This is a genomic window from Deefgea salmonis (assembly GCF_020531905.1).
GTDB lineage: Bacteria > Pseudomonadota > Gammaproteobacteria > Burkholderiales > Chitinibacteraceae > Deefgea > Deefgea salmonis.
The window spans coordinates 80,853-94,373 of the sequence record NZ_JAJAWG010000001.1 but is presented as its reverse complement, the minus strand read 5'-3'; the positions used below and the strand labels follow the sequence as shown (position 1 = coordinate 94,373).

Sequence of the window (13,521 nt, the reverse complement as noted above, 5' to 3'; positions counted from 1 at the left end):
ACACCCACCTTAAAACCATCAAAAAAATATCTGCCACGGCATTAAAATGATTGGATCATCATCAACAATCCAATAAGGCTCGACATCGAACCGATTACTCAGTAGCGGATAACCCTGACTTTAAGCTGCTCATCAAACATTAAATTGCAGACCGTCGCATAAATGACGACGCCAATGCGTTTTAAACAACTGTTTTTACTTCTTATTTAGCGTTGTCTGGCACAATCTTTGAGCAAAGAAAGACTTAAGCGCCCCGCCCAACCCGCTAAACTGGCGCAAATGCGCCCCCCCATCAAAGAGTCATCGCATGCCTAATTTACTTTTAGAGATCAAAGGCGCCATTGCCTATGTATCACTCAATCGTCCAGAAAAACGCAACGCAATGCCTTTTTCGCTATTAATGGATTTAATTGCCACCGCCAAGCAGCTCAAAAACAACAAACAAATTCGTTGCGTCATCCTGATGGGGCAAGGTGAATCATTCAGTGCGGGGATTGATTTAAACGATTTAAATCAGCCCAAAAATCGTTTATTTGCATTTTGGCAGTTGATTAAACCCGGCCAAAGTGTTTTTCAGACTGCATTTTTAATTTGGCAAACACTACCGTTTCCGGTGATCGCCGTTTTGCATGGCCATTGTTTTGGTGCGGGCATGCAGCTGGCTTTAGCAGCCGACTTTCGAATTGCTACACCCGATTGTCAACTGTCCATCATGGAGAGTCGCTGGGGGCTGGTGCCCGATATGGGCATTACACAAACGCTGCGCGGATTGGTCGCCAGTGATATCGCCAAAGAGCTCACCTTTAGCGGACGAATTTTGAATGGCACCGAGGCCAAGTCACTGGGTTTAATTAGCACGGTCACCGAGACGCCATTAACCGCCGCCATCGAACTCGCAGAGCGTCTTTGCCAGCAATCCCCCGACGCTTTGCACGCCGGCAAGCAAGTAATCAACGCCATGTACCTCAAGCCAAGCAAAGCGTTGCGTCTCGAGAAAATCTGGCAACTTAAATTACTACTGGGCAAAAATAGTCGCTTAGCCCGAAAAGCCGGCAAAGGGCATGAGGTCGAATTTGCGCCGCGCCAATACGATTAAGGCTTTGTCGGCGTAAGCGGCCGATTTAAATAAAATGTCGATGCGCTTGAGACTAAAAGTCGTCCAGCAAATCCACAAGTATTCTCAAAAGATCTATTTTTTAGCCATAAAAAAGCCACTTTCGATTGAAAGTGGCTTTTTGTATTGCAAATAACAAAATCAATACGACTTAAGCGCCCAATGCTTTGAGTGTTTGTTCACGCACAGCATCAACGGCTTGCGTGCCATCGATTTTGATATATTTAGGTGAATTGCCATGACCAGAGGCGGCCAATTTGCCATAAAAATCAACCAAGACTTCGGTTTGTTCATGATAAACGCCCAAACGCTTTAACACCACGTCTTCTTTATCGTCATCACGTTGCACCAAAGGCTCACCCGTTTCATCATCAATGCCTTCCACTTTGGGTGGATTGTATTTGATGTGGAAAGTACGGCCAGAGGCCACATGCACACGACGGCCGGCCATACGGTCAACGATATTGGCGTCTGGCACGTCGATTTCAACGACGTAATCAATATCAACACCCGCCGCGATCATCGCTTCAGCTTGTGGAATCGTGCGTGGAAAGCCATCAAACAAGAAACCATTGGCGCAATCGGCTTGCGCAATGCGCTCTTTAACCAGACCAATAATAATGTCATCGCGTACCAAACCGCCGGCATCCATAATGGCTTTTGCTTCTAGCCCTAAGGGCGTACCCGCTTTAACCGCAGCGCGCAGCATGTCGCCAGTCGAGATTTGTGGAATGCCAAATTGTTCGCGGATAAAGTTCGCCTGTGTCCCTTTACCAGCGCCTGGCGCGCCCAAAAGAATTAATCGCATGGTGTTTTCCTCGTGGTTTGAAAGTATGAGTACTCAGTAGTGCTCAAGGCAAAGAGAATATTTTTTATATTTAAAACAAGATATTAAATAACAAAGCCAGCGCAGCAATCAGCATGGTCATCAAAGTGAGCAGCATCCCAGCAACGCGGAATTTAAGCGGCTCTTTAAGCTGACTAATCGCATAAGCATGCAAGATTCGGCCTAATAATAAAGCCAAACCCAAGCCTTGTAATAATAAATGCGGCGCATTTTGCATTTCGAGTAAAAACAACAACAGCACGCAAAACGGCACGTATTCGGCAAAATTAGCGTGCGCCCGAATCGCTCGATTTAACTCAGGTTGCTGCTGATCACCAAGAACGACCCGATATTTTCGCCGCAGCGTAATCACGCGCAAGGTCAAATACAGATAGAGCAGGCACAGTAATGCGGCGTACAAAGCAACCATCTGCATATCGACCTCGCTGATTAGCCCTGCTGGGCAACGATTGCGCGCACTCGCGCTAGATCTTCAGGGGTATCAACCCCAGCGGCTGGCGCGCTACTGGCAATATGCACCCCAATGGCAAAACCATGCCAGAGCACGCGTAACTGCTCTAGCGCCTCCACTTGCTCGAGCGGCGACACCGCTAAATCACGGTACTGACGTAAAAAGCCCGCTCTATAGGCGTATAGGCCGATATGCCTTTGTGCACCTAGATTAGCGGGCAATACCCAGTCGGTATCTTCATTGTCAGCAGCAAAAGCATCGCGGTGCCACGGCATTGGCGCACGGCTAAAATACAGCGCTTTTTGCTGTGCATCGCAGACCACTTTCACCGCATTGGGATTGAAAAACTCTTCCGCATCGGCAATCGGGTGACTCGCGGTGGCCATCGCCCAACTTGGATTAGCGCTCAGCGCTGCGGCTACGGCATTGATGAGTTCTGGATCAATCAAAGGCTCATCGCCTTGCACATTGACCACAATGGCGTCATCGGGCAGCTCCAAACGATCCACCGCTTCGGCCAATCGATCGGTGCCAGAGGCATGATCAGCTCGCGTTAACAACGAGGCGTAGCCCGCCAACGTTACCGCATCTTGAATCGCCATCGCATCGGCAGCGACCACCACCATGGAGGCATTTGAGCGCAAAGCTTGCTCAACCACCCGCACCACCATCGGTTTGCCGCCAATATCGGCCAAAGGCTTATTGGGCAAGCGCGTTGAATTAAGTCGCGCCGGAATAATCGCCACAAAGCTCATTATTCAAACTCTTCTGGGCTAAGTTCGCGCGCTTCGCTCACCAGCATCACCGGGATGCCGTCTTTAATTGGGAATGCCAAACGATCTGCTTTGGAGATCAACTCTTGCTTGGCCTTATCGTAAATCAAAGGGCCTTTTGAAACTGGGCTCACTAGAATTTCCAGTAGCTTAGCGTCCATTTTGATACTCCGTAATTGCAGATAAAGTAGCTTGCAGCCAGTCCGCCAGATTCGGTTCAATCTGCGCTGTCACTGGCAAGACCCAGATTCTATCACCGTCTGCCATTAAATTTAAGGCAGCGAGCTTCACCGCATCCTTTTCCGTAACCATAATCGCGCCGCAAGCGGGCAAATCGGCAGCGCAAAAAGCATGATGATCGGGCATTGCTTGCTCAATAAACTGGTAATTCAAACCGCGCAGCGTGGCAAAAAAACGCGCAGGATTGCCCATCCCCACCATCGCCGTCAGCGATTCACTAGCAAAATCCGCCGCGTGGCGCTTGATCTCGGGGTGGTGTAATTGATAGCAAGCACTCGCCGCCAATTGCATTACAAACTGCGGTGGGTATGCCTCGCCAAGCAAATCCACATCTGGCTTGCCATTCAATACCACTGCCGAAACTTGTCCCAAACGCCCACGCGGTTCGCGCAGCGGCCCAGCCGGCAAACGTAAACCATTACCTAAACCGCGCGCGGCATCAATCACACACAACTCAATATCGCGCGCCAAAGCGTAATGCTGCAAACCATCGTCACACAAAAGCACATTCACCGCCGGATGCGCTGCCAACAACGCCTGCCCCGCGCTCGCGCGCTGCCTTGCGACAAACACCGGCACCTGAGTTGCCCGCGCCAATAGCAGCGGCTCATCGCCCACCACCGCCGGATCGCTATCAACCGTCACCGCCAGCGGCGTATGGCGATCATCGCCGCTGCGGGCATAGCCGCGAGAAATAATCCCGACCTGCAAACCTAGCTGCGTTAATTGCTGCGCCAGATAAATCGTCAACGGCGTTTTACCCGTACCCCCAACCGTGATATTGCCCACCACCACCACCGGCACCGGCAAACGCGTCGAGTGTTTGATTTTGAGTTGAAACAGCAGCGCATTGAGCTTAGCGAGTAGCGCAAACAGCATGGAAAGCGGCCACAGCAAAACCGCCCAAAACGTTAGGCGGCCATACCAAATTCGGTTGAGAAAAGATTCAATATTCATAAACACATCATCGTAGGGCGGGTTAGCCTTTAGGCGTAACCCGTCAATTGGATTCAGACAGAACAACAGCGGATCAGCGCATCAGCGCCGATTAATAAAACCAAGCCACGCGACACGGCGTGAGTTACGCGACTACCGCACTTTTCCGCCTTGGGGGGCGTTACGCTAAACGCCATCGTATCACCCTCACCCTAACCCTCTCCCATCAAGGGAGAGGGAATGCCGCGATGCTATAACCAGCATCAACACACAATCTGAACATCACAAAAAAAAAACGGCAATGTTCAGATTACGTGTTGATGGTTTTAAGTGCCTGCGGCACGGCTGTTTACAGTCGCAGTCCGCGACGGGGACCCTCTTTCTTTGACTCGCCAAAGAAAGAGGGGGAAAGAAAGGCGACCCGAGCGCACCCAGCTCCGCTGTGCCCTCGATCGTCGTGAGCCAAACGATATAGCTGTTTGTCTCTCTCCTCACTCGGTGCGCTTAGACGGGATTTTAAGTCCCAGCACGACGAGCGCGGCACAGCACCAACACTAAATCTGAACATTGTAAAAAAAACAGATGTATTGCCCGCTAAGCCTTATCAACCAAACCCCAAAAGCGAATACATCAGTAGAATGGGTGGAACAAAGCGACTCCCATCAAATAGAGCCAGCGATTGATGGGTATCGCCGAAAAAACACGGCTCAACCCATCTTACGTGCTTAAACCTTTGCCTTTGCATCACGTGCTTCGGCACTTTTTCTCGGCGCTTCTGGCGTCATACAATACAAAGCCTCTAATTCTTTAGGCTCTGAAATACCTTTCTTTACAATGAAATTTAATAGATCAAACATTTTAGCTGCTACAAGGTCAAAATCTTCATCGGACATTTCACCGGGGTGAACTGCATTGTTTCCAGCAATTCGTACTGTATCCGCAACCTTAACAACCATAGGAGGAATCGTATTCTTTGCAGCTAGAGAACGTATATCTTCATTAATATTTTCCCCTTTCTCTCCCAAATGTTTACAAAGCTTCTGTAAAGCAAGCCTCAATAAAGCTGCGGCACCTCGCGGTGATTTAGAAAAAATCGTTGCCGCTTCCATATAATCAACAATAACATCTTCAGGCATATCCTTTTCAGGCAATGGCGCAAGACCAAAACAGGGATAGAGCATTTCACCTTCAGTCGCATAAGAAGAAAAACCATTAGTATTTGTCTTGATAGCACGCCACAAACTAGCTTCTTCACAATGACTACATACCGCCTCAAGATACTGATGCCCTGAACCAGGCCTAGATGAAGCAAGCCAACCCCACTTAATGTGCGCCAAGACTCCACATAAAGGACAGTTAAAAGCTTTTAGTGATATTTCTGGGGCTACATATTTTGTCATACATTCCAAAGTAACAAGTTTTATCACTTACACAAAAAACGGCGCCGCAGCGCCGTTTTTAACGATCAATCCAATCACTTCTGCCCGCTAGTCTGCGTAGCAAACGTCAGCTTGCCGTAGCCGGCGACCCTTGCTGCTTCCATGACGTTGACGACGTTTTGGTGGCTGGTTTGTGCGTCGGCATTGATGACGATCATCGGCTCGGCGTTGCTGCCGGCGGCGCGGCGTAGTTGTACCGCGAAATCGTCGGGGCTATTAAATTGCGCGGGTTGGCCGTTAATCATTAACTGCCCGTTACCCGAAATACCCACTTGAATCGATTGCGGTTGTTCTTCTTGCTTCACGGCATCGGCCGTTGGCAGGTTGATTTTCAGCTCGGCAAACTTGGAATACGTGGTTGTTGCCATCAAGAAAATCAAAATCACCAACAGCACGTCGATCAAGGGAATAAAGTTGATTTCCGGATCGATGCGGCCACGACGGCCTTTATTGAATTTCATGTTTTATACCGCCTGCAAAGAGCGTTTTAAAGTAGCGAGCGCCCGTTTCGAGTTGGGCGCTAAGAGCGCAGGAACTGATGCACACAAAATATGCAGATTCACGCTAGCAATGCTCAAAACGGAGCGAGAAGTCCAAAGACAAGGCAAAAAGCGACGAAAAACCGGAGTTTACATATAGGTAAATGAGGATTTTGAGTCGCTTTTTAACGCCGTATTTGGGCTTCGCAGCCCGTTTTTTTATTGGTGGCGTTCGCCGTGGACAATCTCAACCAGCTTAATCGCCTGCTGCTCCATCTCAACAATAAAGTCATCGACCTTACTGGCAAAATAGCGATAAAACATCAACGCTGGCACCGCAACGATAATCCCGAAAGCGGTGTTATACAGCGCAATCGAAATCCCGTGCGCCAACGCCGCTGGATTACCGGCGCCACTGGGGGCTTGCGAACCAAAAATCTCGATCATCCCGATCACGGTACCAAACAAACCCAATAGTGGGGTCACCGCAGCCAGCGTACCTAAAGTCGACAAATAGCGATTTAACTCATGCGCAACGGCGCTGCCGGTTTCTTCGATTGATTCTTTCATGATTTCGCGCGAGCTTTTTACGTTTTTCAAGCCCGCCGCCAACACCTTGCCCAAGGGACTAGAGGCTGACAATTTATTCAAACTTTCTGCCGTAACGCCTTGGCTACGATACTCTTGCACCACTTTGGCCAAAGTACCTTGCGGCAACACCAATGTTTTACGTAAGGACAGCAAACGCTCAATAATAATGGTCACCGTTGCAATAGACGCAGCGATAATCAGCCAGATGGGCCAGCCTGCGGCCTCGATGATAGCGAGCATAATAAAACCCTTGATTAGACGAATGGCAAAAACCGCGTAACTTTAGCCCGAATACGGTGTAAGGGGAAGGGTTAGCGCCGAAGATTTAAATAAGATTCACACTGCGCGAAGACAAAATCGCGATCCACGCCGAATATTTGCCATATCCTTGGCCGCGCCAATGCCACAATTGCGACGCCAAACAGGATCATTCAAGCAAAAACCCGCGAAAAATAAGCCTTAAAAAACCGATTGATTCCTGGCAACCGCCTTTGATGTGAATGCTCAATGCAGTCTTTAACGCCAGATTGCTTTAGAATTGTCCATTAAACACGTCTGCCATTTAAAGTTCACGAACCAACTTCTGCGGGACCGCCAGTGCGCGATGCAAGCAATCGTCGATTGACAACGTATTTTATTTTTAGCTTTTATTTTGAGAACCCCATGAATCCAGCGCCCTCTACCGCCGAGCCGACGAGTCTACTCGAGCGTTTTTTTAAACTACAGCGCCATGGCTCTGATGCCAAAACCGAGTTCATCGCTGGGGTCACCACCTTTTTAACGATGGTGTACATCATCTTTGTCAATCCGCAGATTTTGTCGAACGCGGGGATGGATCCACAAGCGGTGTTTGTGGCCACTTGCGTGGTGACGGGGCTGAGCTGCATTTTAATGGGTGCGGTTGCCAATCTACCGATTGCCATTGCGCCCGCGATGGGGCTGAATGCTTTTTTTGCTTTTGTCGTCGTCACCGGCATGGGCTACTCGTGGCAAATCGGCATGGGCGCGATTTTTTGGGGCGCGCTCGGTATGCTGATCCTCACGCTGTTGCGCGTGCGCTACTGGTTGGTGGTCAACATTCCGCACAGCTTGCGCGTAGGGATTACCGCCGGGATTGGTTTATTGATTGCCTTGATTGGCTTACAAAACACCGGCATTGTGGTGGCTAATCCTGCCACGATGGTGGCAGTGGGCAATTTAGCGTCGATCCCGTGTATTTTGGGCGCTTTGGGCTTTTTTATTATTTGTATCTGCGCGCAAAAAGGCATTCATTCTGCCGTTTTGATCTCGATTGCGGTCACTACTGCCTTGGGTTACTTTTTGGGCGACGTGAGCTTTAAAGGCGTGGTGGCATTGCCACCGAGTATGTCGCCCGTGCTGGGCCAGCTCGATTTAATGGGCTCGCTCGACATCGCTTTGGCTGGGGTGATTTTTTCATTCTTGCTGGTCAACTTGTTTGATTCGTCGGGCACTTTAATTGGCGTAACCACCCGCGCCAATATGGTCGATGAACAAGGCCGTTTCCCACGCATGAAGCAAGCGATGGTGGTTGATAGCTTAAGCTCAATCAGTGGTGCGGTGCTGGGTACTTCGGCCACATCGGCGTATATCGAGAGCACCTCAGGCGTGGCTGTCGGCGGGCGTACCGGCTTAACGGCGATTGTGGTTGGGGTATTATTTTTGCTGGCGGTGTTTTTCTCGCCGCTGGCAGCCATGGTACCGGCGTATGCTGCCGCTGGCGCAATGATTTTTGTCGGCGTGTTGATGTGTTCTGAACTGGCCAAAGTCAACTGGGAAGACCTCACCGAAGCCGTACCGTCTTTTATTGCGGCCGTGATGATGCCGTTTACGTTTTCGATTACCGAGGGCGTAGCGATGGGCTTTATTGCGTATTGCGTGATGAAAACCGGCACCGGCCGCTGGCGTGAAATCCACCCTTGCTCTTGGATTGTGGCGGGTTTATTTGCGCTTAAGTTTTTCTGGGTCGACGCACACTAAAGCGTTGTGATCGCCCTTAGCACTGATCACACTTAAAAAAAGCCTTATCCCGAGTTCATCGGGATAAGGCTTTATTTGATCCTGTTTTTGCTTCAGAACCCCACAAAAAGCGTGCATTTGTCGGCACGGGCTCGCCCGAGAATGCGACCCAAACAAGGAAAACCTTCGCGGGCAAGCCCGCTCCTACGCCGCTCTTCTGAAGCAAAGGCATAAGTATTTGGTTTGCCGTTAAGCCGCAACCGTCGCGCTCGGCATATTTTCACGCGAAATAATCGCGCCCGGATGCTGAATCACAATCCCGGCCAAACGATGCGCCTGCATCGCTGCCGCTGGATAATCCATGCCTTGCAAACGCGCGGCCAAGTAGCCAGCAGCAAATGAGTCCCCTGCCGCCGTGGTATCCACCACTTTAGTGACTGGCTCGGCCGAAATTTCAATTTGCATGTCTGCGGTGGCGACAATACACGCGCTACCGCCGCGCTTAATCACCACCTCAGTCACGCCGCACGCTTGAGCTCGCGCAATCACCGCCGCGACCGATTCTTCGCCATACAGCGCCACTTCATCATCTAGCGTTAGCAAGGCAATATCGGCCAATTGCAAAATAGCGCGGTAATTGGCTTGCGCCACTTCGCGGCTTTCCCACAAACGCTGGCGGTAATTATTATCAAACACAATCTGGCTGCCGGCGGCCTTGGCTTTTTGCAGCTCAGCCAATAACACCGCGCGATCAGCGGCGCTTAAAATCGCCAGACTAATCCCTGATAAATAAATCATGCGGCACTCTGCCAAACCAGCCAACACGCTAGGCGCTGCGGGATGCTGCAGCCAATATTTAGCCGCCGAATCGCTGCGCCAGTAATGAAAATGCCGCTCGCCACTGTCTTCGGTTTCAATCAAATACATGCCGGGCAAACGGCATGGGTCTTGCAGCACCCAATCAGTACAAATTTGCTCGCCTTGCCAAGCTTGCATCATTTCATGGCTAAAGCCATCCACGCCTAAAGCGGTGACATAACGCACTTCAAACGCGGCATCGAGCTGGCGCGCCAAATAAATCGCCGTATTGAGCGTATCGCCACCAAAGCGATAATTTAAATGCGTTGGCTCGCGGCGAAGTTCGATCATACATTCGCCGATTAAAGCGATACCTTGTGCTGTTTTATTCATGATGAGATCACTTCCATTCAAATCGACGGCACTTCAATCGCCGTCAAGATCTGCTGTGTTAATCAAGCAAGTATTGAGGCCTTGTCATAAAAACAAGGGGTATAAGTAGTCAAAAAACGGATTAGAACTAGTAAACGCGGGCTTGCCAGCGCATGCAATGCTTTGCTAGCTGAGCAAATTCTGCGAAGAGTCAAAAGCGCTTCGCTTAACCTCTGATCAATAGGCCTTTTATAGCTTAAATTACTCCGGCGGCGGCCTGCCACACGCCAAAGTAAAGCGAAAATTGAATTATTCGTAACCGAACAAATTAGGAATAAACATTGAAATTTCTGGTACAAAAATCACCAACAACAACGCTACCGCAATCGCGCCGTATAAAGGCAATAAAGGCTTAATGACTTTTTCGATCGACACTTTAGCCACCGAACAACCGATAAATAGCGAACTCCCCACCGGTGGCGTGCAAATCCCTAAGCACAGATTAAAGGTCATCATTACCCCGAAATGAATCGGATTCATGCCCAATTCAAGCACGGCAATCGGGTAAAAAATCGGGGTAAAAATCAAAATCGCGGGCGTCATATCCATAAAGAAGCCAACCACCAAAAACACCAAATTGATAATTAATAAAATGATGATTGGATTATCCGAGATCGCCAATAAACCCTCGCTAATGGTCGCTGGAATATCAGTAAACACCATCGCATAACTCATCCCCATTGAAACGCCAATCAATAGCATCACAATCGAAGTCACCAAGGCCGATTCCAAAATAATACTGGGTAAATCTTTAAGGCTTAAATCGCGGTATAAAAAAGTCAGCGCCAAGCAATACACCACGGCAATGGCCGAAGCTTCAGTCGGCGTGCAAAGGCCCGACAAAATACCGCCCATAATGATGATAATCAGCATTAACGAAGGAATCGCGGCTTTGCCGTAAAAAATAAAGTCTTTTAAAGTTGGTTTTTGTTCGGCCACATAACCGCGTTTTTTGGCGATCAAACCGGCAATCAACATCAACGCGCCACCCCACAACATACCGGGCAAATAACCGGCTAAAAACAGCGCCGCTACCGAAGTACCACCCGACACCAAGGAATACACAATAAAGGTATTTGAAGGTGGAATCAGCAAACCCACAGGGGCAGAAGCAATATTCACCGCAGCAGAAAACGCCGGATCATAGCCTTCTTTTTTTTGGAGTGGCGCCATCACCCCACCCACAGCCGCGGCCGACGCAACGGCCGAGCCGGACAATGCACCAAACATCATATTGGCCAGCACATTGCAATGCAGTAAAGGACCAGGCAAACGGCCACCCAGCACTTTGGCAAAATTAATCAAGCGAATCGCCAAACCACCGCGATTCATAATATTGCCGGCCAGAATAAAAAATGGAATCGCTAATAAACCAAAGCTATCTAATCCCGACGCCATTTTTTGCGCCATGGTCATCAAACTCGACGTCAGCGGAATATCTGCAGCAAACACCAAAGTGGCAATTGACGACAAACCAATGGCAAATGAAACAGGTAAACCCAAGAAAATCAAAACAAAAAACAAACCAAATAAAACCGACAGCGCAAACCAATCCATGATTATGCTCCTTGTAACTGTGGCGCTTTCATTGCTTGCAGTAAATCATTCAAGCTATAAAAAGTGATGGCTAAACCATTGAGGGGAATCGCTAAATAGATAATCCACATTGGGATATGCATCGCACTAGACACTTGACCTTGGGTATTGAGCATCGCCATATAGCCACCGACCACCATCACCGAAACAGAAAATACAATCACCAAGCAATGAATCAATCGATCAGACCATACTTTGCGACACCCCGATAAACGACTGGTTAATAAATCAATCGCCAAATGTCGTTTCTGTCCATGCGCTAAAGAAGCACCAAACAAACCCACCCAAATAAAAATAAACCGCGCACCTTCGTCGGTAAATGTACTATTCACCCCCATCCAACGCGCCAACACTTGCCAAACAATGCAAATGAGCAAAATTGAAAACAGAAAAATAATCAATTTTGATAAAACATAATCCAAGCAGCGTTTAATCAATTCCATAATATTATCCTTAACTACTTATAAATATAATTCAGCTCCTGCACAACCTTACCCTGACATTACCCGTCTCTGTATCGAGCTCATCATAATGCGCACGTTCTTAGATAACCTTTGTGCAATTGAATGATAAAATCATTTTATTTAAAACAATTTAATTTCAAGACATCATCATCGACGATTTACGCCTTGCAATAATTGCGCTGGAACAAATATCCAATCAGAAACTAAGAAGGAAAAACGTAATTAATCACAAAATATAGATCATAAAAAAAGCACAAATACTTAGTCGATCATTTAAAGTATTTGTGCTTAATTTTATGAATGCATTGACCTCAAAACAAAATCAACGACCTAATGCGCGGATTTTTTCAATTTGCTCATAGGTTGCTGGATCACTCACTTTGAGCTTATCAAAAATAGGTTTCACTGCGTCTTGGAATGGTTTCTTATCCACAGCAACAATACTCACCCCCATTTTTTTGGCTTTTTCTAATTCAACTTTTTCACTCGCTGCCCATAGCGTGCGCATTTTATTAGTTGATTCTTCGGCCGCTTGTAGAATGGCTTTTTTATTCGCATCGGATAATTTATTCCAGACTTTAGTCGACATTACCAATACATCGGGCACCATGGTGTGTTCATCTAAACTAAAAAACTTCGCCACTTCGCTATGGCGATTTAAGGTAAATGAGGGTGGGTTATTTTCTGCACCATCGACCACCCCTTGTTGCAATGAGGTATATAACTCACCAAACGACAATGGCGTTGGGTTAGCGCCCATGACGGTGAGCATTTCAATCGCCGTTTTACTTGGCTGCACGCGGATTTTCATGCCTTTTAAATCGGCGGGTGATTTAATTGGTTTTTTAGCATAAAAACTACGCGCACCACCATCGTAATAAGCAATTCCGATAAAGCCTTTAGATGCTGAAGACGCTAAAATATCTTTACCAATTGGGCTAAACAATACTTTGTAAAAATGATTGCTATCGTTAAAAATATAGGGGTAGTTAAATACACTATATGGTTTATGGAATGATTCTAGCTCAGAAGCATTGGATTTTGCCAAAGCAATCGCGCCATTTTGTACTTGCTCTAATGAATCTTTTTGATCGCCCAATGAGCCATCTGGATAAATCCGAATCTGCACATCGCCGTTAGAAAGGACTTTGGCGCGATCGGCAAAATACTTCATCGAGATATGAACTGGATGCTGCACACTTTGGTTGTGGCTTAGTTTCATTCTCACCGCAGACATTGCTGGCGCAGCAACAAATCCCAAAATTACAGCAGAGGCGATCATTTTACTTAATAATGTTTTTTTCATGATTGAATTACACCCTTAATTAAAGAAAACCATTCCAACTATCTAAATAACTAAAACCTAAACCAGCAATCGAACCCG

14 protein-coding genes are annotated in these 13,521 nt (G+C 47.9%); 2 read left to right on the top strand and 12 right to left on the bottom strand.

The window, feature by feature from the left end; all coding sequences use genetic code 11:
- The first annotated feature begins 307 nt into the window (after positions 1–307).
- Entirely contained in the window at positions 308–1,096 is a 789-nt protein-coding gene (locus LG219_RS00435) for a crotonase/enoyl-CoA hydratase family protein (protein ID WP_226762582.1), read from the top strand.
- A 169-nt stretch (positions 1,097–1,265) separates the two neighbouring features.
- Here LG219_RS00435 and adk read toward each other — a convergent pair whose 3' ends face one another.
- From adk to LG219_RS00395, 8 genes are all read right to left on the bottom strand, one after another.
- The gene (gene adk, locus LG219_RS00430) at positions 1,266–1,922 is read right to left on the bottom strand and encodes an adenylate kinase (protein WP_226762581.1); all 657 of its coding nucleotides are present in this window, start codon (positions 1,920–1,922) and stop codon (positions 1,266–1,268) included.
- Positions 1,923–1,992: 70 nt separating this feature from the next.
- Positions 1,993–2,376 (bottom strand): MAPEG family protein, encoded by a 384-nt coding sequence (locus tag LG219_RS00425; RefSeq protein WP_226762580.1) that lies wholly within the window; start codon positions 2,374–2,376, stop codon positions 1,993–1,995.
- 14 nt (positions 2,377–2,390) lie between these two features.
- Entirely contained in the window at positions 2,391–3,170 is a 780-nt protein-coding gene (gene kdsB / locus LG219_RS00420) for a 3-deoxy-manno-octulosonate cytidylyltransferase (RefSeq protein WP_373314809.1), read from the bottom strand.
- Entirely contained in the window at positions 3,167–3,346 is a 180-nt protein-coding gene (locus tag LG219_RS00415) for a Trm112 family protein (RefSeq protein ID WP_173534433.1), read from the bottom strand. Before LG219_RS00415 ends, kdsB begins: the two co-directional genes overlap by 4 nt.
- Positions 3,336–4,382, bottom strand: a complete 1,047-nt coding sequence (lpxK, locus tag LG219_RS00410) for a tetraacyldisaccharide 4'-kinase (RefSeq protein ID WP_226762578.1) — start codon at positions 4,380–4,382, stop codon at positions 3,336–3,338. Before lpxK ends, LG219_RS00415 begins: the two co-directional genes overlap by 11 nt.
- A gap of 704 nt (positions 4,383–5,086) precedes the next feature.
- Positions 5,087–5,761 (bottom strand): DUF4145 domain-containing protein, encoded by a 675-nt coding sequence (locus LG219_RS00405; RefSeq protein ID WP_226762577.1) that lies wholly within the window; start codon positions 5,759–5,761, stop codon positions 5,087–5,089.
- Positions 5,762–5,835: 74 nt separating this feature from the next.
- Positions 5,836–6,261 (bottom strand): ExbD/TolR family protein, encoded by a 426-nt coding sequence (locus tag LG219_RS00400; protein WP_173534436.1) that lies wholly within the window; start codon positions 6,259–6,261, stop codon positions 5,836–5,838.
- Positions 6,262–6,498: 237 nt separating this feature from the next.
- Positions 6,499–7,110, bottom strand: a complete 612-nt coding sequence (locus LG219_RS00395; protein ID WP_226762576.1) for a MotA/TolQ/ExbB proton channel family protein — start codon at positions 7,108–7,110, stop codon at positions 6,499–6,501.
- 423 nt (positions 7,111–7,533) lie between these two features.
- On the opposite strand from LG219_RS00395, the gene LG219_RS00390 reads away from it, so the two are divergent.
- The gene (locus tag LG219_RS00390; RefSeq protein WP_226762575.1) at positions 7,534–8,868 is read left to right on the top strand and encodes an NCS2 family permease; all 1,335 of its coding nucleotides are present in this window, start codon (positions 7,534–7,536) and stop codon (positions 8,866–8,868) included.
- A gap of 228 nt (positions 8,869–9,096) precedes the next feature.
- On the opposite strand, the gene kdgK is transcribed toward LG219_RS00390, so the two are convergent.
- The 4 genes from kdgK to LG219_RS00370 all read right to left on the bottom strand — a co-directional run bounded on the left by kdgK (position 9,097) and on the right by LG219_RS00370 (position 13,443).
- Positions 9,097–10,038, bottom strand: a complete 942-nt coding sequence (gene kdgK, locus LG219_RS00385; protein ID WP_226762574.1) for a 2-dehydro-3-deoxygluconokinase — start codon at positions 10,036–10,038, stop codon at positions 9,097–9,099.
- A gap of 288 nt (positions 10,039–10,326) precedes the next feature.
- Positions 10,327–11,634, bottom strand: a complete 1,308-nt coding sequence (locus LG219_RS00380; protein WP_226762573.1) for a TRAP transporter large permease — start codon at positions 11,632–11,634, stop codon at positions 10,327–10,329.
- 2 nt (positions 11,635–11,636) lie between these two features.
- On the bottom strand, positions 11,637–12,116 hold the full coding sequence (locus LG219_RS00375; protein ID WP_226762572.1) for a TRAP transporter small permease: 480 nt from the start codon (positions 12,114–12,116) through the stop codon (positions 11,637–11,639).
- Positions 12,117–12,459: 343 nt separating this feature from the next.
- A complete protein-coding gene (locus LG219_RS00370) occupies positions 12,460–13,443 on the bottom strand; it encodes a TRAP transporter substrate-binding protein (protein ID WP_226762571.1) in 984 nt (327 codons plus the stop codon).
- Positions 13,444–13,521 lie beyond the last annotated feature (78 nt).